The sequence below is a fragment of the Rhodoblastus sp. 17X3 genome, assembly GCF_030056575.1.
Classification (GTDB): domain Bacteria; phylum Pseudomonadota; class Alphaproteobacteria; order Rhizobiales; family Beijerinckiaceae; genus Rhodoblastus.
Map to the genome: position 1 here is coordinate 68167 of NZ_JASHHX010000005.1, position 19704 is coordinate 87870.

Here is a 19704-nt window from a genome sequence, read left to right on the forward strand (position 1 = left end):
AAAATGACCATAGTCGAAAATGCAAAGTCGCCTTGCAGAGGTCGCGGCCGCCCGCCCGTTCGCACCGATGAAGAGACGCGCGACCTGATCGTCCAGGCGGCGCGGGCGGAGTTCGACGCCAGCGGCTATGCGGGCGCGTCGATGTGCGCCGTCGCCCAACGCGCGGGCGTTTCGACCAAGACGCTCTACCGGATCATCCCCACCAAGGACGCCCTGTTCGAAAGCGTGATCGCCGACAGGATCGGGCGCTTCATCATTGAGATCGACGAGCGGGCGCTCGCCCATCTGGACATCGAGCAGGCGCTGGAGCGCATTCTGGTCGCCTTCGGCCGCCTGACGCTGGACAGCAAGACTATCGGCATCCTTCGTCTGGTCCTGAGCGAATGCGAGCGTTTCCCTGAAATCGGCCGGCACTTCTACGAGGCGGCGGTGAAGCGCAGCGGCGACGCCATGGCGCTGTGGCTCGACGAGCAATGCCGCAAGGGCCTGCTCGATCTGGAAGACCCGCAACTGGGGGCCGCCATGCTGCGCGGCATGATGATCATGGAGCCGCAGCGCGCCGTCATGATGGGGCAACGCGAGGCGCCCGAGATCGATGAGATCGAACGGCGGGCGAAAATCTGCGCGAGATTGTTCCTGAACGGGTGCAGGAGCGCAGCGGCGTAACCCGACCCAAGTTCAGCTGGTCCTCGCCCGCCGGCGATCTTGATCGGTCTCAACGACCGTGGCCGGGACCGAGCCAGAATATGTCGCATTCCGTTGGGGAAGGCGAATTGTGTCGCTGCAACCGGGCGCCAACCCGAAACGCCGCACAGGAATCCGCCGCCGGCTGCATGAGCGAAATGCGCCGCCGCAGAAACGCCAAAAGGCAAGAACGACGCGCGCCGTCCCGTTCATCAGATAGTTGGATTTCGGACTTGCCCGGCGTCGATAAAACTCCGCGCATAAGGCCCGCTCGACCTTTCTCCTTCGAAAGGCGGCAGAGGCGACAAGAAAAGCGGCGACGAGGAAGAAAGCGGGCGACAGGACGCCTTTCGACCAGCTCAGGAGCCTCATCGTCGTCTTCAGGCCGAATTTCGAGATCCTGCCGGGAACCGCAGCCCCGGTCGCTGCGGCGTTGACCGAGGAGACAAACCCGTTCAAGCTTCCCGACCTGATGCCGGCGGACGCCGCCGGCGACTGACGGGTCGCCAATCGAAGCTCTGGTCGCTCGTCGATCCCCACCCGGAGGAGCTGGCAACAGATGGAAGCAATTGATCGTCGCGGATTGATGCGCGGATTGATGATCGCCACCGCCGCCACGGCTGCGGGCGCGGCCTTCGGGACCAGCGCGAGCGAAGCCATGCCGCTCGACGCCCGCATTGCAACGCCTTCGGATGAATTGATCCGGAAGGCGCAGGTTGTCGTCGTCGCTCCACGCCGCCGCCGTCGCCGTCGCTGGGTTTGCTGGTGGAACAGAGGCCGGCGCGTTTGCGGCTGGCGGTGGTTCTGACGGGAGGATATGCGCGTCGTCGTGACCGGCGGCACCGCCTATATGCGCGAACGGACCCAATGGGACAGCGGCGCCAATCTCGTTTGCGCCTCGCCCGGCGTGGTCTTCGCCTATGACCCCAACACTTATACCAATTCGCTGCTGCGCAAGGCCGGCGTCGAGGTCGTCTCCATCGTCGGCGCCGAACTCGGCCGCGGACGCGGCGGCGGCCATTGCATGACCTGTCCGATCATTCGTGATCCTGCCGACTTCTGAACCGCCGAAATCGGGCGCCCGTAGCGCCCCGCAGACTGGGAGAAATTGATGCAAAGGCGCCGGCGCCCCGGAAGTGCGGCAAGCATTTGCCGCCTCGCGGCTTTCGCCCTGGCTTTCGCCGGGCCGGTTGCCCCGGCGTCCGCGCAGACGGCGGGACGTCTGGACGCGCAAAGCGACGCCAATGACGCGATGAACGACGCCATGTTCGCGACGCCCAACGCCGCGACCCCTGCGCCGCTGTCGAATCTCTATGCGACGTCGCCGGATCTGGAAAAGCAGATCCCTTCGCCGCAGTTTCGCGCCAACGCCCTGCTGCCGCTGGGCTGGAATTCCAATGCGGAGGAGGTGAGCCGGGGCGGGACCTCGACCGGGCAATGGCGGCCCGTCGGCAACCTGTCCTGGGCGACGCCGGTCGGCGACCTCCCCTTGCGCGCGACCGTCGCCGGCTTTGCCGAAACCGACCGCTATTTCCGCGCCTCGAATGTCAATCTCGACAAGACCGGCGGCTCGACGCGCCTGCAATATGTCGACCCTGGCAACGATCAGGCCTTCTCGCCTTATTTCGTGTTCGCGCCGCGCTGGGATTTCACGCCCACTTTCGACAATCAGATTTCGGCGCGGCAGGACTTCAATCTTGGCTTCAACAAGAGGTTCAATCTCGACGGCGACTTCCGTCAGGCGCCCATCGCATCGGACAGCTCCGGAGCCGCCGTCTGGTCGCTCGGCCTGACGGCCTTCGTGCAGCGCCGCCTTCGCGAGCCGCAGACGTCGTCCTATGCCGCTTTTGTCATTCCCTCGATGAGCTATTCGATCAGCAAGAACTGGAACGCCAGTTTCGCCGTCGAATTTATCGGCCGCTGGTTCGACCGCAACAGTTTCGGCTTTTTCGCCAACAATTATGAAATCCAGCCGATCGCCACGGTAGAATATGTCGTCCCGGCCGAGTGGCTCGGCGGCGAGCGCAACGCCGCCCTGCTCGGGCGCCCGGCGCTCGATCTGCAAAGCTCCTATCTGAAGGTCTGGTCGAACGCGCCGGGCGGCGGCTTCGAGCAATGGCAGGCGGTGGCCGCGCTCAAGATGGGCTGGCGGTTTTAATCGCCCCTTCCCCGGAGCGGCCCGCGCCAGAAGCAGTTCCCGAGCCTGAAAACATCCGCCCGCCTTCGGCGCTCGATTCCGCTCTGGTCTTCAGCGTGCTGATCGTCCTGCTCGCGGCCTCCTATCTGCTGTTTGGCAAGGAGTCCGCACTCGGCCCCAACCAGATCGCGCTGATTTTTTCCAGCGTCGTCGCTGGCGTGGTCGCCCACAAGAACGGCATGCGCTGGGAGGGCGTCAGCCAGTCCATCGTCGATGGCGTCGCCACGGGCCTGTCCGCCATTTTCATTCTTCTCGCGGTCGGCGCCCTGATCGGCTCCTGGGCCCTCAGCGGCGCCATGGCCGCGATGATCTATTACGGGCTCGAATTTCTGAATCCGAACTATTTCTACGTGTCGACGCTGATGATCTGCGCGCTCGTCGCCATCGCCGTCGGCAGCTCGTGGACCGTCATCGGCGCCATTGGGGTCGGCCTGATGGGCGTCGCCGCCAATCTGGGAATGTCGCCGGAAATCGCGGCGGGCGCGATCGTCTCCGGCGCCTTTTTCGGCGACCGGACGTCGCCGCTGTCCGACACGCTCAACCTCGCGACCGCCGTGACCGGCGCCGAATTGTTCCAGCTGATCCGGGAATCGCTCTGGACCTCCGTGCCGTCCTTTGCGCTTGCGGCGTTGCTGTTCGCGGGACTCGGTCATTCGGCCTCGGGCGAATCCGGCCATGCGATGCAAAATCTGGCGGTGCATTTCAATATTTCAGGCTGGGCCTTCCTTCCGCTCATCGCGGTCTTCGTCCTCGCGATCCTGCGCTTTCCGCCCTTCGTCACGATCTTCGCCGGAGCGCTTCTTGGCGGCGTCGTCGCAGCGGCGCTCAATCCCCAGGTGGCGATGGCCTTCGCGGCGGACGCCAATCTTCCCGCGCCGATCAGCGTTTTCAAGGCCGTCTGGATGGCGCTATCGACCGGCTTCGTCTCGCGAACCGGGGAGGCGGCCATCGACGCCCTGCTCTCGCGCGGCGGCATGGCGCAGAAGCTGAACATTGTCTGGCTCATCATGTCGGCGCTGGCCTTCGGCGCCATTGTCGAACATGCGGGCCTCGTTCAGCGAATCGTCGGCCCGATCGCAGCGCGCGCCCGCTCGATCGGCGGCCTCATCACCTCGGTCGCCGCCGTGTGCGTCGGAACCAATATCGCAACCGCCGATCAATATATGGCGGTCGCCCTGCCCGGCCGCATGTTCGGGCCCGAGTTCGGGCGGCGCGGCTATGCGCCGGTCGTGCTTGCGCGCACGCTGGCTACGCCTTCTTCTTCTGTTCGCACCGTTGATGACGGTCGCCATCGGATGGCTAGGACTGCGCATGCTCAAGGCCGCCCCTGCCGAGACGCAAGCCCTGTCAGAAGCGACCCCGTCCCGGCCTGATTAATGAGTCAGCGCGTGTCCCGGCGGGCCTGCGAGGCCTTCACAGCCTGCGAATCGCTGCCGATCCGTTTTCCGGTCACGATCTTGCGACGCCTGGCGCCGGCCAGCGCCTGCATGCCTGGATTGGCCGTGTCGCCAGCGGCGGGGCGGTCGAAATTCGCCGCGCGCCGCAACGCGTGCGCCTTGTGGGCGGCCTCGCCATTGCGCTGAAGCCGGCGCCGCGATAAAATTCAGCCACATCCGACATGAAGCCGCACGCCGCGATGCGGACGCCGAAAACCGTTCGGCGACATCCGTTGCGCCCGCGCCGGCCGCCAATGGAGGTCGTCATGTCCATCTCCATGAAACTGCAGAAATATCTCGACCGCAAACAGGCTCGCTTCGATCTCATCGAACACCAGCCGACGAAGGACACGATGTCCGCAGCCGAAGTCTGTCGCGTCTATCCCGATTGTCTGGCGAAGGCGGTTGTCGTGCGGTCGCGCGGGGGCTACCTGCTGGCCGTCCTGCCGGCGTCGCAGCGGATCAGTTTATCGCGGCTGCAGCTGGCGCTCGGCCAGCCTTGCACATTGGCGACGGAAGGAGAACTCGACCGGCTGTTCGACGATTGCACTCACGGCGCCGTCCCGGCCATTGGCGAATGCTATGGGCTCGACGTCGTGGCGGAGGCCAGCGTTTTCGACCCCGGCGACATCTACTTCGAAGGGGGCGATCTCAAGACGCTCGTCCACATGAGCCAGGCGCAATTTTCGCAGCTGACCGATGAAGCGCGACGCGCACATTTCGCCGCCGCGTTCGAGTGAGGCGCAGCCGGTTTGAAAGCCCGCATTCCGAAATCGCGCAAAGCGACCGATGTCTGGAATTTGGGGGAGACCGACTTCAACCGTCAACCCGGAGCGGTCATTCGGTAAATTTTCTTGACCGCTCGACCACCCGTTGGAAGCAGACGTTCTCCCGAAATATGCGGTTCAGAACGGCAAGATTGCGATGCGCCATTTTTCGATTCGGAGTTTTCGACATCAAATGGTTTCGTCGTCGATCAACGGGTCGGGATGAGCGAGTTTTTCAAGGGCGGCCCAATCCTTGACGACGACAGTGGCGCCGTCGATGCGGACGTCATATTTCACGAGGGTGGCGAAGGCGCGGGACAGGGCTTCCGGCGCCATGCCGAGGCGCGCCGCGAGGATTTTCTTCTCAAAGGGAATGATGAAGCGGTGCCCGCCGCCGGTCTCCTTGTCGCGATGCACCAGCCAATTGGCGAGGCGTTCGAGGCTGGTGCGCAATTTCTGGTTCTTCAGCTCCTGCGCGACGTTGCGATAGGCGTTGGCCATTTCCTCGGCGATAGCGGTCGCGAAGCCGGCGTCAGTTCGCATGGCCTTTCTTATGGGTGCAGCAGGCAGCATCAGGATGCGGGAGGGCTCCAATACGCGGGCCGATTGCAGATAGAGCCGATCGAGCGCGACCGCGGCGACAATGAAAGTATGGGGCGGTCCGATCACCGCGATGGTCGTCTCGCGGTCGAGCCAGGAGGCGGCAAGCTCTATGGCGCCGGACAGAACCGCATAAAGAAAATCGGCCTTCTCGCCCTCCCTGGTCAGCTGGGTATGGGCCGGAAATCGCTGCACGAACGCGCCTTGCAGCAGGAGATCCAATGTCTCCGCCTGGCAGGCGGCAAGAAGGGGATGCCGGACAATTTCTTCGCGTTCTTCCGCGCGCATTCTGTGCTCCCTCGGCCCGGCGTCGAAACCTCGCCAATCCGTTCTTGATTATTATCAACTCCAAGGCGGATCTTTGTTGTCCGCGAGCAAATAAAATCGCGGAGCCGGAATTGATAGAAACACAATAACATATTGTTTTTAGTTATAAAACTAGCGATTTTGATCGAAATCAAAGTGCCGACGGCGCCCCCGTCGTCAATGTGCCTCGCATGAGAAGCTTTTTTCCTTGACGGCTTGGCGGAATGGAAAATGACCGACACTTTGCATGACCGTGGCGCAGCGTCGCGCGCCCTCTGGATTTCGACCGTCGCTTTTACCCTGTGTTTTGCGGTCTGGACGATTTTCGCCATCATCGGCATCCAGATCAAGAAAGACCTCGGTCTCAACGAGACGCAATTCGGCCTGCTGGTCGGTACGCCCATCCTCACCGGCTCGTTGATCCGCCTGGCGCTCGGCGTCTGGACCGACCAATATGGCGGACGCCGCGTTTTCACCGTCGTCATGCTGGCGGCGGCGGTGGCGACCTATTTGCTCACCTATGCGGAAACCTATCCGCAATTCCTGCTGGCGGCGCTGGGCGTCGGCATCGCTGGCGGCTCTTTCGCGGTCGGCGTCGCCTATGTCTCGCGTTGGTACGAGGCCGGCAAGCAGGGCACGGCGCTCGGCATTTTCGGCGCCGGCAATGTCGGCGCGGCGGTCACCAAATTCTGCGCGCCTTTCGTGATGATCGCGCTGGGCTGGAAGGGCGTCGCCGAGGTTTGGGCCGCGGTCCTGGCCGCAATGGCCGTCGTGTTCTGGTTCACCACCCGGGAAGATCCGGTGGTGGCCGAGCGCCGCCGCACCGGCGAAAAGCCGCGCAGCGCCTGGCTGGAAATGGAGCCGCTGAAGAACGTCCAGGTCTGGCGTTTCGCGCTCTATTATTTCTTCGTTTTCGGCGGCTTCGTCGCGCTGTCGCTGTGGCTGCCGCAATATCTGATCAATGTCTATCATGTCGATCTGAAAACGGCCGGCATGACCGCGGCGATGTTCTCGCTGCCCGCCAGCCTGTTCCGCGCCTATGGCGGCCATCTGTCCGACCGTTACGGCGCCCGCACGGTGATGTACTGGACGTTCCTCGTCGGCGTGGTTTGCACCTTCATCCTGTCCTATCCGCCGACGGATTACATTGTGCATACGGCGCAGGGCGACAAGGCTTTCCATCTCGCGATGGGCCTGGCCGCCTTCATCGTGACGATCTTCGTGCTCGGCTTCTTCATGGCGCTGGGCAAGGCGGCGGTCTACAAGCACATCCCGGTCTATTATCCCAAGAATGTCGGCGCGGTCGGCGGCCTCGTCGGCATGATCGGCGGTCTTGGCGGCTTCGTGCTGCCCATCGCCTTCGGCGCCCTGTTCGATCTCACGGGGCTGTGGACCAGCTGCTTCATGCTGCTGTTCGTGCTCGTCACGGGCGCGCTGGTCTGGATGCATTTCTCAATCCGCGCCATGGAGCGCAGCGCCGCGAGCGCCGTCGAACTGCAACGGCTGCCGCAATTTCCCGAAATGCAGGAGGTCCACAAACCGGAGCATGTCGGCGCCTTGTCCGGCGCGGTGCTGCAGGATTGGCGCCCGGAAGACAAGACCTTTTGGGACCAGACGGGCAGGGCGGTCGCGCGCAAGAATCTGTGGCTGTCGATCCCCTCGTTGTTCCTGTCCTTCGCCATCTGGCAGGTCTGGTCGGTGGTTGTGGCCAAGCTGCCTTTGGTCGGTTTCAAATTCTCGACCGACCAATTGTTCTGGCTGGCCGCTCTGCCCGGCCTGAGCGGAGCGACCCTGCGCATCTTCTATTCCTTCATGGTGCCCGTCTTCGGCGGCAGGCTTTGGACGACGCTGGCGACCTGGTCGCTGATGATCCCGGCGATCGGCATCGGCTACGCCGTTCAGAACCCCGACACGCCCTATGTCGTGCTGCTGATCCTCGCCTTGCTGTGCGGCTTCGGCGGCGGCAATTTCGCCTCCTCGATGGCCAATATTTCCTTCTTCTTCCCGAAGGCGGAAAAGGGCAACGCGCTGGCGCTCAATGCGGGCCTCGGCAATCTCGGCGTCAGCGCGGTGCAGTTCGTCGCGCCGCTGATCATCGCCTATGGCGTGTTCGGCGCGCTTGGCGGCGCGCCGCAGGTGGTCGGCGCGGCGGACAAGGCGACCCAGCTCTGGCTCCAGAACGCCGCCTTCATCTTCGTGCCCTTCATCGCCGCATCGGCCTTCGCAGCCTGGTTCGGCATGAATGACATCGCCTCGGCCAAGGCCAGTTTCGCCGAACAGTCGGTGATTTTCTCCCGCCGCCACAACTGGATCATGTGCGTCCTCTACACTGGCACCTTTGGCTCGTTCATCGGCTTTTCGGCGGGCTTCCCCCTGCTGAGCAAGATCCTGTTCCCGCAGGTGGATGCGCTGGCCTACGCCTTCCTCGGCCCGCTGGTCGGCGCGCTGGCGCGCTCCGGCACGGGCTGGGTCGCGGATCGCTGGGGCGGCGGGCGCGTCACGCTTGGCGTGTTCCTCGGCATGATCCTGGGCGTGCTCGGCGTGATCTATTTCATCGGGGTGAAGGACCAGCCGGGCGCGTTCTGGGGCTTCTTCGCCAGTTTCCTGTTCCTGTTCCTGATGACCGGAATCGGCAACGCCTCCACCTTCCAGATGATCCCGAACATCATGCGCAAGGAGATCGCGCGGCTGGAGCCGCAGATGGACGCGGCCCAGCGCACCCGCCAGGCCGAGAAGGAATCCGCCGCGATCACCGGCTTCACCTCGGCCATCGCCGCCTATGGCGCCTTCTTCATCCCCAAATCCTACGGCACGTCGATCGCCCTCACCGGCGGGGTAAGCGGCGCGCTCTGGGCCTTCTGCGGTTTCTACGTCATCTGCGTCGTGGTCACCTGGGCGGTCTACACCCGCAAGGGCGGGTTGCTCCACGACGTCGAGGGACGTCGGGCGGCCGCGCCGACGCCAGCAGAATAATCAAAACGCGAATCCAGATCTGGAGCTTGAGCGATGAGCCATTTTCTCGACCGTCTGACCTTTTTCCAGAGGGCGCCGCAGCCTTTCTCGAATGGACACGGCGTCACCACCAATGAGGACCGCCGCTGGGAAGACGGCTATCGGAAACGCTGGCAGCACGACAAGATCGTTCGCTCGACCCATGGCGTGAACTGCACCGGCTCCTGCTCGTGGAAAATCTACGTCAAGGGCGGCATCGTCACCTGGGAGACGCAGCAGACCGATTATCCGCGCACGCGGCCCGACCTGCCCAATCACGAGCCGCGCGGCTGCCCGCGCGGCGCGAGCTACAGCTGGTATCTCTATTCCGCCAATCGCGTGAAATATCCGCTGGTGCGTTCGCGTCTCGTCAAGCTCTGGCGCGAGGCGCGGAAAAGCTTGACGCCCGTCACGGCCTGGGCGTCCATCGTCGAAGATCCGGCCAAGCGCGATTCCTATACGACGAAGCGCGGTCACGGCGGATTCGTCCGCGCGAACTGGGACGAGGTCAATGAGATCATCGCCGCCGCCAACGCCTATACGGTGAAGAAGCACGGCCCGGATCGCGTGATCGGCTTCTCGCCAATTCCCGCCATGTCGATGGTCTCCTATGCGGCCGGCGCGCGCTATCTGTCGCTGATCGGCGGCGCCTGTCTGTCGTTCTACGACTGGTATTGCGACTTGCCGCCATCCTCGCCGCAGACCTGGGGCGAGCAGACCGATGTCGCGGAATCGGCCGATTGGTACAATTCCGGCTTCCTGCTGCTGTGGGGCTCCAACGTGCCGCAGACGCGCACGCCGGATGCGCATTTCTATACCGAGGCGCGCTATCGCGGCGCCAAGAGCGCGGTGATAGCGCCGGATTATTCCGAGGCCGCGAAATTCGGCGACATCTGGCTTTCGGTGAAACAGGGAACCGATTCCGCTCTGGCCATGGCCTTCGGCCACGTTATTTTGAAAGAATTCCATGTCGATCGGCGGGTCGATTATTTCGTCGATTATTGCAAGCGCTACACCGACATGCCGATGCTGGTGCGCCTCGTCGAAAAGGACGGGCGCCTCATCCCCGACCGCTTCCTCCGCGCGTCCGATCTGAACGGGGCGCTGAGCGAGACCAACAATCCCGAATGGAAGACGCTGGCCTTCGATTCCAAGACCGGCGAACTGGTGGCGCCCAATGGCTCTGTCGGCTTCCGCTGGGGCGAGAAGGGCAAGTGGAATCTCGAAGCCAAACGCTCCGACGGAACGCCGGTCGATCTGATGCTGTCGCTGAAGGACGGCCAGCACGAGCTGGTCGATGTCGCCTTCCCCTATTTCGGCAATGTCGCGCATGAGCATTTCGCCCATTCCGATCACGACAGCATATTGGAGCGCCGCCTTCCGGCGACGCGGCTGGCGACCGCCGAAGGCGAGGTTCTGGTCGCTTCGGTCTATGATCTGTTCCTGGCCAATTACGGCGTGGATCGCGGCTTCGGCGGCGCCAATGTCGCCCGCAATTTCGACGACAATGTTCCCTATACGCCAGCCTGGGCCGAAGCCATCACCGGCGTCTCGCGCGACAAGATCGCGCAGGTCGCGCACGAATTCGCGCTCAACGCCGAAAAGACCAACGGCCGCTCGATGGTCATCATCGGCGCGGGCATGAACCATTGGTTCCATTGCGACATGAATTATCGCGGCGTGATCAACATGCTGGTCATGTGCGGCTGCGTCGGCCAGTCGGGCGGCGGCTGGGCGCATTATGTCGGGCAGGAAAAGCTGCGCCCGCAATCGGGCTGGGCGCCTCTGGCCTTCGCGCTCGACTGGGGCCGTCCGCCACGCCAGCAGAACGGCACGTCCTTCTTCTACGCCCACACCGATCAATGGCGCTACGAGACGGTCGACCCGAAGGAACTGCTCTCGCCCACCGCTCCGGTCGGACCGTGGGACGGCGCGATGATCGATTACAACGTGCGCGCCGAACGGATGGGCTGGCTGCCTTCTGCGCCGCAACTCGAACAGAACCCGCTCACCCTCGCGGCGAAAGCGGCGGAGAAGGGGCTGGAGCCGAAGGATTATGTAGCCCAAGGGCTGGTTTCCGGCGAGCTGAAACTGTCCTGCGAGGATCCGGACAATCCGAAGAACTGGCCGCGCAACCTGTTCGTCTGGCGCTCAAACCTGCTCGGCTCGTCCGGCAAGGGCCACGAATATTTTCTCAAGCATCTGCTCGGGACGTCGCATGGCGTGCTCGGCAAGAATCTCGGTGAGGAAGGTCGCGCCAAGCCGCAGGAGGTCGCCTGGCATGAGCGGGGGCCGGAAGGCAAGCTCGACCTGCTGGTGACGCTCGACTTCCGCATGTCCACGACCTGCGTCTATTCCGACATCGTGCTGCCGACCGCCACCTGGTACGAGAAGGACGATCTCAACACCTCGGACATGCATCCCTTCATCCATCCGCTCGGCGCGGCGGTCGATCCGGCGTGGGAGTCGCGCTCGGACTGGGAAATCTACAAGGGAATCGCCAAGGCCTTTTCCAAGGTCGCGCCGGAAGTGCTGGGCGTCGAGAAGGACGTCGTGCTGACCCCGATCATGCACGATTCGCCGGCTGAGATCGCGCAGGCGCTCGACGTCAAGGACTGGAAGAAGGGCGAGTGCGCCGCGCTTCCGGGCAAGACCATGCCGGCGGTGACGGTCGTGGAGCGCGACTATCCCAATATCTACCAGCGTTTCACCTCGCTCGGACCGCTGATGGACAAGGTCGGCAATAATGTGAAGGGCATCGCCTGGGAGACCGGCGCGGAGGTCGAGCACTTAAAACATCTCAACGGCGTGGTTCTCGAGGAAGGCGCCACGAAGGGCCTGGCGAAAATCAACACCGCCGTCGATGCTGCGGAAGTCATTCTCATGCTGGCGCCGGAGACCAATGGCGAGGTCGCGGTGCGCGCGTGGGAGGCTTTGTCCACGGCCACCGGCCTCGAACACGCGCATCTCGCCTTGCCGAAGGAAGACGAAAAAATCCGCTTCCGCGACATTGTCGCGCAGCCGCGCAAGATCATTTCGGCGCCAACCTGGTCGGGGCTCGAAAGCGAGCATGTCTGCTACAACGCCGGCTATACCAATGTGCATGAGCTGATCCCGTGGCGCACGCTCACCGGGCGCCAGCAGCTCTATCAGGATCATCTGTGGATGCGCGCTTTCGGCGCCAGCCTCTGCGTGTACAGGCCTCCGATCGACACGCGCGCGATCAAGCCGGTGATCGACAAGCATCCCAATGGCGAAAAGCAGATCGTCCTGAACTTCATCACGCCGCATCAGAAATGGGGCATCCACTCGACCTATACCGACAATCTGCTGATGCTTACGCTGTCGCGTGGCGGGCCGATTGTCTGGATCAGCGAGGTCGACGCCAGACAGGCCGGGCTTGTCGATAACGACTGGATCGAAGCCTATAATTCCAACGGCGCGCTGGTCGCGCGGGCCGTCGTTTCCCAGCGCGTCAAGCAGGGCATGTGCCTGATGTATCACGCGCAGGAAAAGATCGTGAACATGCCGGGCTCGGAGACCACGGGGCGGCGCGGCGGCATCCATAATTCGGTGACGCGCGTGGTGCTCAACCCGACCCATATGATCGGCGGCTACGCCCAGCAGGCCTATGGCTTCAATTATTACGGAACCATCGGCACCAATCGGGATGAATTCGTCATCATCCGCAAATTGTCGAAGGTCGATTGGCTCGAAAAGCCGTTCGACGAAAGCAAACATCGCGCATCGCGCGGCCCGCTCACCACTGCGGCGGAATAGGGAGAAGTTCGATGAAAATCCGCGCGCAAATCGCGATGGTGCTCAACCTCGACAAATGTATCGGCTGCCACACCTGCTCGATCACCTGCAAGAATGTATGGACGAGCCGGGAAGGCGTCGAATACGCCTGGTTCAACAATGTCGAGACCAAGCCGGGCATCGGCTATCCCAAGGATTGGGAAAATCAAAAGAAGTGGAACGGCGGCTGGAAGCGCAAGGCCGACGGATCGATCGAACCGAAGATCGGCGCCAAATGGCGGGTGCTGGCGAAAATCTTCGCCAACCCCGACCTGCCGGAAATCGACGATTATTACGAACCCTTCACCTTCGATTACGAGCACCTGCAAAAGGCGCCGGAACTCGAAGCCTTCCCGACGGCGCGACCGCGCTCGCTGATCACCGGCGAGCGGATGGAGAAGATCGAGGGCGGCCCGAACTGGGAGGAAATTCTCGGCGGCGAATTCTCCAAGCGCTCGAAGGATTATAATTTCGAGGGCGTGCAGAAGGAGATGTACGGCCAGTTCGAAAACACCTTCATGATGTATCTGCCGCGCCTGTGCGAGCATTGCCTTAATCCGGCCTGTTCGGCGTCGTGTCCCTCGGGCGCGATCTACAAGCGCGAGGAGGACGGGGTCGTCCTGATCGACCAGGACAAGTGCCGCGGCTGGCGCATGTGCGTCTCCGCCTGCCCCTACAAGAAGATTTATTACAACTGGTCGACGGGCAAGTCGGAGAAATGCATTCTCTGCTATCCGCGCCTCGAAGCGGGCATGCCGACGGTCTGTTCGGAAACCTGCGTCGGACGCATCCGCTATCTCGGCGTGATCCTCTATGACGCCGATCGCATCGAGGCCGCGGCGAGCGTCAAGGACGAAGGCAAGCTTTATCAATCTCAGCTCGAAATTTTCCTCGATCCCAACGATGAGGCCGTAATCGCGCAGGCGCGCGCCGACGGCGTGCCAGACGCGTGGCTCGAAGCCGCGAAGAAATCGCCGGTCTGGAAAATGGCGATGGACTGGAAGATCGCATTCCCGCTCCATCCCGAATACCGCACCCTGCCGATGGTCTGGTACGTGCCGCCGCTGTCGCCGATCCAGGCGGCGGCCGAAGCCGGCAAGATGGGCATGGACGGCGCCATGCCGGACGTGCGGTCGCTTCGCATTCCGCTGAAATATCTCGCCAACCTGCTCACGGCGGGCGACGAGGCGCCGGTGGCGCTGGGTCTCGAACGCCTGCTCGCCATGCGCGCCTATATGCGCGCGAAAAGCATCGACGGCATGATCGACGCGTCGCTCGCCGAACGCGTCGGCATGACGGCTGAGCAGATCGAGGACATGTACAAGATCATGGCGATCGCCAATTACGAGGACCGTTTCGTCATTCCGACGACGCATCGCGAGTGGGCCGAAGACGCCTATGACCTGCGTGGCTCCTGCGGCTTTTCCTTTGGCAACGGCTGTTCCGAGGGCGAGACGCCGAGCCTGTTCGGCGGCAACAAATCGCCGAAAATTTTCAAACCCGAAGAGGTCGCATGATGCGTATTTTCAAGGCCTTTTCGGCGCTGCTCTCCTATCCGACCGAGGATATTGTCGCGGCGCTGGACGAGATCGGGGCCACCATCGAAAACGAGCGGCTCATTCCGGCGGCGGAAAGCGTTGCGCTGCGCCAGTTGATCGACGACCTGCGCGGCCGCGATCTCTATGACTTGCAGGAAAGCTACGTCCTGCTGTTCGACCGCACGCGTGCCTTGTCGCTGCACCTGTTCGAGCATGTGCATGGCGAAAGTCGCGACCGTGGGCAGGCCATGGTCGATTTGCGCGCGCTCTACGAGAGCAAGGGCCTTGTCGGCGCAGATAACGAGCTGCCCGATTTCACGCCCTTGTTCCTGGAGTTCCTCTCCACGCTCGATCCCGCCGAGGCGTTGCCTCTGCTCGCTGATCCGGCCCATGTCTTCACGGTGCTGGCGGAGCGGCTGCACAAGCGTTGCTCGCTATACGAAGCCGTGTTCCGGGCGATGGCGGCGATGGCGCAGGTTCAGCCCGACGCCGCCTTGCTCGCCGTCCTGCGCAACGAGCCAGATCCCGCGCCCGACGATTTCGAGGCGCTGGACCAGGCCTATGAAGACGCGCCGGTCGATTTCGGCGCGCCGGCGGACGGCGATTGCGGACATGACTCGCTCGCCGCGAAATTGCGCCAGGCCCGGCGACCGGCGCCGGGCGTCGTCCAGTCGGCGGCGCCGCGCACGACGTTCACGCATTCCCCTTCCCACCACGCGATGGAGGACGGCCGTCATGGCTGACTATGCCAATCACCTGCTGTTCGGCTGGTATCCCTATCTCTGCCTGACCGTGTTCCTGCTCGGGAGCGCAATCCGCTTCGACCGCGAGCAATATTCCTGGCGCTCGGGCTCTTCGCAGCTTCTGCGCCGGAAGCAGCTGATGTGGGGCTCCAACCTTTTCCATGTCGGCATATTGATCATCTTCCTGGGTCATTGCGTCGGCCTGCTGACGCCGATCGCCATCTTCGACGCGCTTGGCGTTTCGCATTCGTTCAAGCAGATGCTGGCGATCGTCGTCGGCGGAACCGCGGGGCTGATGTGCCTTGTCGGCATCGTCCTGCTCACCCAGCGCCGCCTGACCGATCCGCGCATTCGCGCGACGTCGTCGTTCAGCGACATCGCCATCTTGCTGATGCTGTTTGCGCAATTGCTGCTCGGCCTGTCCACCATCTTCGTGTCGCTCGGTCATCTCGACGGCCATGAAATGGTGAAGTTCATGAACTGGGCGCAGGGCGTGCTGACCTTGCAGACGGACGCCTGGCTCAACGTCGTCGACGTCAGCCCGATCTTCAAGCTGCACCTCGTGCTGGGCATGACCATTTTCCTGGTCTTTCCCTTTACCCGGTTGGTGCACGTCTGGTCGGCGCCCGTCTGGTATCTGGGCCGGCAGGGCTATCAGGTCGTGCGCAGCCGCAAGACGCTACCGGCAGGGGAGTGAAAGCCATGAGCGCCTGCGCCATTCATGCGCCGGATTCCATGCCCGCGCGAAAGCAAGTCAGCGTCAATGGCGTTGTCCTGCCCCATGAAACGATCGCGGCGGAGGCGCAGCACCATGCCGCCCCTTCGCCCACGCAGGCTTTCGCCGCCGCCGCGCGCGCGCTGGCCATTCGCGAATTGCTGCTCCAGGAAGCTGGACGCCTTGGCCTCGCGCCCGAACCGGAACAGGATGCCGAAGGGCGCCGCGAAACGGACGAGGACGCGCTGATCCGCGCCCTGATGGCCCAGGCGACGCCGCAGGATGCTCCGGACGACGCGCTTTGCCGCCGCTATTATGACAATAATCGGCCGCGCTTCCGCTCGGCCGACATTTACGAGGCCGCGCATATTCTCATCGCGTTCAATTCGGATAACGAAGAGTACGAGCTTGAGGCCGCGCGCGCGTTGATCGCTACGCTCAAGCATGATCCCTCCGGATTTGCCGGCGTGGCGCGCGCCTGCTCGGCCTGCCCCTCGCGCGAAACCGGGGGCAATCTCGGCCAGATCACGCGCGGGCAAATGGTCCCCGAATTCGAGCGCGCGCTTTTCGCCATGGCGCCCGGCGAGATTTCGGACGAGCCTGTGCGCACGCGCTTTGGCCTGCATGTGTTGCGGCTCGACCGGAAGATTGAAGGCGCGATCCTGCCCTTTGAAGCGGTCAAGGCGCGGATCGCGGACTTCCTGTCGGAAACCCGCGAACGCCAAGCGATTGCAGGCTATATCGCCCATCTGGCGCAGCAGGCGGACATTCGCGGCGTCATTCTCGGGCGACCTGGCTCGGCGCAGGGAGAATGACGGCCGTGATGACGATGTATCCCTCGCTTTCGGCCTCTAACGTTCCCCCTTGCGTCGTCGGACTCGATCCGCTCGCCAGCCCGCTGACGGCGCTGGTCTATGACGAGGGCTTCGCCATCGGCGAGGTCTTTCGCGCCCTCGCTGCAGCGGGGCGCGACGCTGGTTTCCGCCTGGGCGGCGTGATCGAGCAGGAGCCTGCGCCTTCCGCGCCCGGAAAGCGCTGCGACATGGCGCTGGAAGATTTGGCCAGCGGGGATATCATCAGGATTTCGGAAGATCGCGGCGCGCTGGCGCGCGGCTGCCGGCTCGATCACGACGGGTTGGCCCGCGCCTGTGCGCTCGTCCTGTCCAACATGAAGCATTGCGATCTCGTCCTGCTCAACAAGTTCGGGAAGACGGAGGCCGAGGGCGGCGGGTTCAGATGTATCATCTCGGATGCGCTCGCTCTCGAGATTCCGGTCGTCATTGGCGTGCCGCGCCGCAATCTGGCGTCCTGGCGCGATTTTGCGGGCGGTTTCGCGAACGATCGTGATGTGAGCGCCGGGCCCAACGGACATGTCGGCGCCTGAGAAGGCCTTCCAGGCTTTCGACCCGCAGTTCTTCGCAGATCGCGAGTTGCTCACGCCGTTGATCACGACGCTGTATTTCGCCAGGGTCGCGAGGCTGCGGGATAGCGCTTCCCGAACATTGTTTCGATAAGCATCGGCCGGTTTCTGGCGATCGAGGTAGCGAAAGCGCCATCCTCGACCATGGCCTTGCGCGATGTCTGAAGACGCTGGAAGCTGAAAACCGGCGGGCGCCGCAAAAGCCAAAGTCGTTCTAGCGGGGCGTCGCAACGCCGAATGTCTGAACGATGAGCACGGCATTGAGCAACAACACTGCGCCGGCACAGACCGCGGCGACGATTTGCGTCGGCCAGCGATTGGCAAAAGCGCCCATGATATCGGCGCGCCGCGTAAGGAGGAGCAGAGCAAACATCGGTATCGGCAAGGCGATGCTGAGCACGACCTGACTCATTACGAGCGCCTGCGTGGCGTTGACGCCCCAGGCGACCAGCGCGAAAGCCGGCAGCATGGTGATCAGCCTGCGCGCCCAAGCGGGGGTGCGAAAACCGATGAAGCCCTGCATGATCATCTGTCCCGCCATGGTGCCGACCGTCGAGCTCGACACCCCCGAGGCGATGAGCGAAATCAGAAAGATGCCGCTGGCGCCCGCGCCCAGCAGAGGCGTCAGTGTGTGATAGGCCGTCTCGATTTCCGCGACGTCGCTGTAGCCGGCGTGAAAGGCGCTCGACGCCATGATCACCATGGCCATGTTGACGAGGCCGGCAAAGGAGAGCGCGATGATCACTTCCCAGTTGGAAAAGCGTATGACCCGACGCCGTTCCGACTCGTTGCGGACCGGCGTGCGGCCCTGCGTGAGGCCAGAGTGAAGATAGAGCGCGTGCGGCATGATCGTGGCGCCGACAATGCCGACGGCTATGAACAAGGCCCCGTCGTCGGCAAGCTGCGGGACGAAGGCGTGAAAGCCCACCTTCGCCCAGTCGACCGGCGCGATGAACATTTCGGCGAGGTAGCAAAGGCCGATCAAGACGACCAGACCGCCGATGATCAGCTCAATCGGCCGGAAGCCGCGACCCTCGAACATCAAGATGCCATAGGAGACGATCGCCGTGACGCCCATGCCGGCGATCAGCGGCATGTGGAACAGCAGCGAAAGCCCGATGGCCCCGCCCAGAAACTCCGCCAGATCGGTGGCCATGGCGGCGATTTCGCTGACGGCCCACATGATCCAGACAATCGGCCACGGAAAATGTGCGCGGCACAGCTCGGCGAGATTGTGGCCGGCGGCGATGCCCAGTTTGGCGGACAGGGCCTGAAACAGCATGGCGATCAGATTGGCAAGCGCCACGACCCAAAGCAGCCCATAGCCATATTTCGCCCCCGCCTGAATATTGGTCGCGAAATTGCCAGGGTCCATATAGGCGATGGACGCGATCAAGGCGGGGCCGGCAAACGCCAGATAGGCGCCAGGGCCGCCGCCCGCCCCCGACAGAAGCTGGCGCGTCGCGAAGACGTTTCGTTCGGTCAAGGAGCCCGGCTTCAGAGCGGTTTCAAATTCCATCGGAAAATCGGGGGCTTTGCGTGGACGACTGGATTTCGGCGCGCCCATTGGAGCCGCCAACAAGGTCTATATTATCGGCATATCGCCGATGAATAGTCCACAAGATAACCGCACATTTATTTGCCTATTTGGTATGTTACACGATTTTACAATTGTAATATCCGTGTATGTAACATGTAATATTATCTTACAGCACAAATATCGTGCTTAGTTGATGCAAATTACATCGACAGACTTGTGCATTGCAACAATTAAAATTTCTCAGTCGCACATATGAGGAAAGCAAGGCGCATAACTTCACTATTTAATCCAACCTTTTCTGGCATAAACCTTGCCGACGCGATGTCGTGGGTGGAGCCGATATCGGAGAGCGATTGAGGCCTCCACTCTCGACAAAACGACAACAGAAATCAAAAAGGGATGGACATGAAAACATTGCATGCAATCGCATTGGCCGTGGCCTTGCTCGTCGCCCCATGGGTCTATGTCAGCGTTGGCGCTCCCGCGCTGCACCTCAATGCCTGGATTGGCTTTATCGCGTGGGGCGCCTACTTTGCCGCCGGCGGCGGCGCACAAGCGATCCTCAAAGTCGGCTGTGCCGGGCTGGCGGGCATTGGCCTGACTTTTCTGACCTTGCTTGCCGTGCAATTTGCGGGCGGCGGATTGTGGCCGCTGATCGCCTTCGTGACAATCCTTGCCTTCGTTCTCGTGGCGATGGCGGACGTTTCGGCGCTCGCCTTCACGCCTGCCGCTTTCCTGGGCGCGGCGAGTTTCTTCGGCTCGCAGAGCCCGCTTGACGCCGCCGCCCTGTATGTCGCCTTGACCTGGGTGGCCGGCTTGGGACTGGGCTATGCTTCCGAGCGTCTTGGGAAATTGATCGCGGGCGGCGCCGGCGCCGAGTCCAAACTTTCCGAGATCTGATGTAAGCGAGACGAGGACGCGGCCGCGCCCGGCGACGGGATCGCGCAACGTGTCCGGGATGGCGACGGT

16 protein-coding genes and 1 pseudogene are annotated in these 19704 nt (G+C 62.9%); 13 read left to right on the top strand and 4 right to left on the bottom strand.

Annotated features, from left to right (window positions below):
• The first annotated feature begins 9 nt into the window (after window positions 1-9).
• On the top strand, window positions 10-666 hold the full coding sequence (locus QM467_RS06960; protein WP_342395108.1) for a TetR/AcrR family transcriptional regulator: 657 nt from the start codon (window positions 10-12) through the stop codon (window positions 664-666).
• A 12-nt stretch (window positions 667-678) separates the two neighbouring features.
• Here QM467_RS06960 and QM467_RS06965 read toward each other — a convergent pair whose 3' ends face one another.
• Window positions 679-1293 (bottom strand): hypothetical protein, encoded by a 615-nt coding sequence (locus QM467_RS06965; RefSeq protein ID WP_283365584.1) that lies wholly within the window; start codon window positions 1291-1293, stop codon window positions 679-681.
• Window positions 1294-1495: 202 nt separating this feature from the next.
• On the opposite strand from QM467_RS06965, the pseudogene QM467_RS06970 reads away from it, so the two are divergent.
• The 3 genes and pseudogenes from QM467_RS06970 to QM467_RS06980 all read left to right on the top strand — a co-directional run.
• Window positions 1496-1747: pseudogene (locus QM467_RS06970) on the top strand (arginine deiminase family protein); the annotation flags it as partial.
• A gap of 48 nt (window positions 1748-1795) precedes the next feature.
• A complete protein-coding gene (locus tag QM467_RS06975) occupies window positions 1796-2842 on the top strand; it encodes a hypothetical protein (RefSeq protein ID WP_283365585.1) in 1047 nt (348 codons plus the stop codon).
• Window positions 2800-4254, top strand: coding sequence for a Na+/H+ antiporter NhaC family protein (locus tag QM467_RS06980; protein WP_283365586.1), 1455 nt, complete (start codon window positions 2800-2802; stop codon window positions 4252-4254). Before QM467_RS06975 ends, QM467_RS06980 begins: the two co-directional genes overlap by 43 nt.
• Before the next feature lie 8 nt (window positions 4255-4262).
• On the opposite strand, the gene QM467_RS06985 is transcribed toward QM467_RS06980, so the two are convergent.
• A complete protein-coding gene (locus QM467_RS06985; RefSeq protein WP_283365587.1) occupies window positions 4263-4427 on the bottom strand; it encodes a hypothetical protein in 165 nt (54 codons plus the stop codon).
• Between the two features lie 156 nt (window positions 4428-4583).
• Here QM467_RS06985 and QM467_RS06990 point away from each other — a divergent pair, with 156 nt between their 5' ends.
• Window positions 4584-5057, top strand: coding sequence for an aminoacyl-tRNA deacylase (locus QM467_RS06990; RefSeq protein WP_283365588.1), 474 nt, complete (start codon window positions 4584-4586; stop codon window positions 5055-5057).
• A 216-nt stretch (window positions 5058-5273) separates the two neighbouring features.
• On the opposite strand, the gene QM467_RS06995 is transcribed toward QM467_RS06990, so the two are convergent.
• Window positions 5274-5972, bottom strand: a complete 699-nt coding sequence (locus tag QM467_RS06995) for a cyclic nucleotide-binding domain-containing protein (protein ID WP_283365589.1) — start codon at window positions 5970-5972, stop codon at window positions 5274-5276.
• A gap of 249 nt (window positions 5973-6221) precedes the next feature.
• Between QM467_RS06995 and QM467_RS07000 the strand changes: the two genes are divergently transcribed.
• From QM467_RS07000 to QM467_RS07030, 7 genes are read left to right on the top strand one after another with little or no spacing between them, the layout of a single operon-like run.
• Window positions 6222-8963, top strand: coding sequence for a nitrate/nitrite transporter (locus tag QM467_RS07000; RefSeq protein WP_283365590.1), 2742 nt, complete (start codon window positions 6222-6224; stop codon window positions 8961-8963).
• Window positions 8964-8996: 33 nt separating this feature from the next.
• Window positions 8997-12761: a nitrate reductase subunit alpha gene (locus QM467_RS07005; protein ID WP_283365591.1), complete on the top strand. Its 3765-nt coding sequence runs from the start codon at window positions 8997-8999 to the stop codon at window positions 12759-12761.
• Between the two features lie 11 nt (window positions 12762-12772).
• On the top strand, window positions 12773-14296 hold the full coding sequence (gene narH / locus QM467_RS07010; RefSeq protein ID WP_283365592.1) for a nitrate reductase subunit beta: 1524 nt from the start codon (window positions 12773-12775) through the stop codon (window positions 14294-14296).
• Complete coding sequence (narJ, locus tag QM467_RS07015; RefSeq protein WP_283365593.1) at window positions 14296-15060, top strand: nitrate reductase molybdenum cofactor assembly chaperone; 765 nt, start codon at window positions 14296-14298, stop codon at window positions 15058-15060. The genes narH and narJ overlap by 1 nt, the downstream gene beginning before the upstream one ends.
• A complete protein-coding gene (gene narI, locus QM467_RS07020) occupies window positions 15053-15757 on the top strand; it encodes a respiratory nitrate reductase subunit gamma (protein ID WP_283365594.1) in 705 nt (234 codons plus the stop codon). The genes narJ and narI overlap by 8 nt, the downstream gene beginning before the upstream one ends.
• A 5-nt stretch (window positions 15758-15762) precedes the next feature.
• Window positions 15763-16590, top strand: a complete 828-nt coding sequence (locus QM467_RS07025; RefSeq protein WP_283365595.1) for a peptidylprolyl isomerase — start codon at window positions 15763-15765, stop codon at window positions 16588-16590.
• On the top strand, window positions 16587-17159 hold the full coding sequence (locus QM467_RS07030) for a DUF2478 domain-containing protein (RefSeq protein ID WP_283365596.1): 573 nt from the start codon (window positions 16587-16589) through the stop codon (window positions 17157-17159). Before QM467_RS07025 ends, QM467_RS07030 begins: the two co-directional genes overlap by 4 nt.
• A gap of 250 nt (window positions 17160-17409) precedes the next feature.
• Here the strand turns inward: QM467_RS07030 and QM467_RS07035 are convergent, their stop codons facing one another.
• The gene (locus QM467_RS07035; RefSeq protein WP_446737744.1) at window positions 17410-18714 is read right to left on the bottom strand and encodes an Nramp family divalent metal transporter; all 1305 of its coding nucleotides are present in this window, start codon (window positions 18712-18714) and stop codon (window positions 17410-17412) included.
• A gap of 426 nt (window positions 18715-19140) precedes the next feature.
• On the opposite strand from QM467_RS07035, the gene QM467_RS07040 reads away from it, so the two are divergent.
• Window positions 19141-19635: a DUF1097 domain-containing protein gene (locus QM467_RS07040; protein WP_283365598.1), complete on the top strand. Its 495-nt coding sequence runs from the start codon at window positions 19141-19143 to the stop codon at window positions 19633-19635.
• The last annotated feature ends 69 nt before the right edge of the window (window positions 19636-19704 follow it).

Bases quoted from the DNA above. Each gene is read 5' to 3' on its own strand.
- QM467_RS06975 (WP_283365585.1), top strand. From the start codon at position 1,796: ATGCAAAGGCGCCGGCGCCCCGGAAGTGCGGCAAGCATTTGCCGCCTC.
- QM467_RS06980 (WP_283365586.1), top strand. From the start codon at position 2,800: ATGGCAGGCGGTGGCCGCGCTCAAGATGGGCTGGCGGTTTTAATCGCC.
- QM467_RS06990 (WP_283365588.1), top strand. From the start codon at position 4,584: ATGTCCATCTCCATGAAACTGCAGAAATATCTCGACCGCAAACAGGCT.
- QM467_RS06995 (WP_283365589.1), bottom strand. From the start codon at position 5,972: ATGCGCGCGGAAGAACGCGAAGAAATTGTCCGGCATCCCCTTCTTGCC.
- QM467_RS07000 (WP_283365590.1), top strand. From the start codon at position 6,222: ATGACCGACACTTTGCATGACCGTGGCGCAGCGTCGCGCGCCCTCTGG.
- QM467_RS07005 (WP_283365591.1), top strand. From the start codon at position 8,997: ATGAGCCATTTTCTCGACCGTCTGACCTTTTTCCAGAGGGCGCCGCAG.
- narH (WP_283365592.1), top strand. From the start codon at position 12,773: ATGAAAATCCGCGCGCAAATCGCGATGGTGCTCAACCTCGACAAATGT.
- narJ (WP_283365593.1), top strand. From the start codon at position 14,296: ATGCGTATTTTCAAGGCCTTTTCGGCGCTGCTCTCCTATCCGACCGAG.
- narI (WP_283365594.1), top strand. From the start codon at position 15,053: ATGGCTGACTATGCCAATCACCTGCTGTTCGGCTGGTATCCCTATCTC.
- QM467_RS07025 (WP_283365595.1), top strand. From the start codon at position 15,763: ATGAGCGCCTGCGCCATTCATGCGCCGGATTCCATGCCCGCGCGAAAG.
- QM467_RS07030 (WP_283365596.1), top strand. From the start codon at position 16,587: ATGACGGCCGTGATGACGATGTATCCCTCGCTTTCGGCCTCTAACGTT.
- QM467_RS07035 (WP_446737744.1), bottom strand. From the start codon at position 18,714: ATGGAATTTGAAACCGCTCTGAAGCCGGGCTCCTTGACCGAACGAAAC.
- QM467_RS07040 (WP_283365598.1), top strand. From the start codon at position 19,141: ATGAAAACATTGCATGCAATCGCATTGGCCGTGGCCTTGCTCGTCGCC.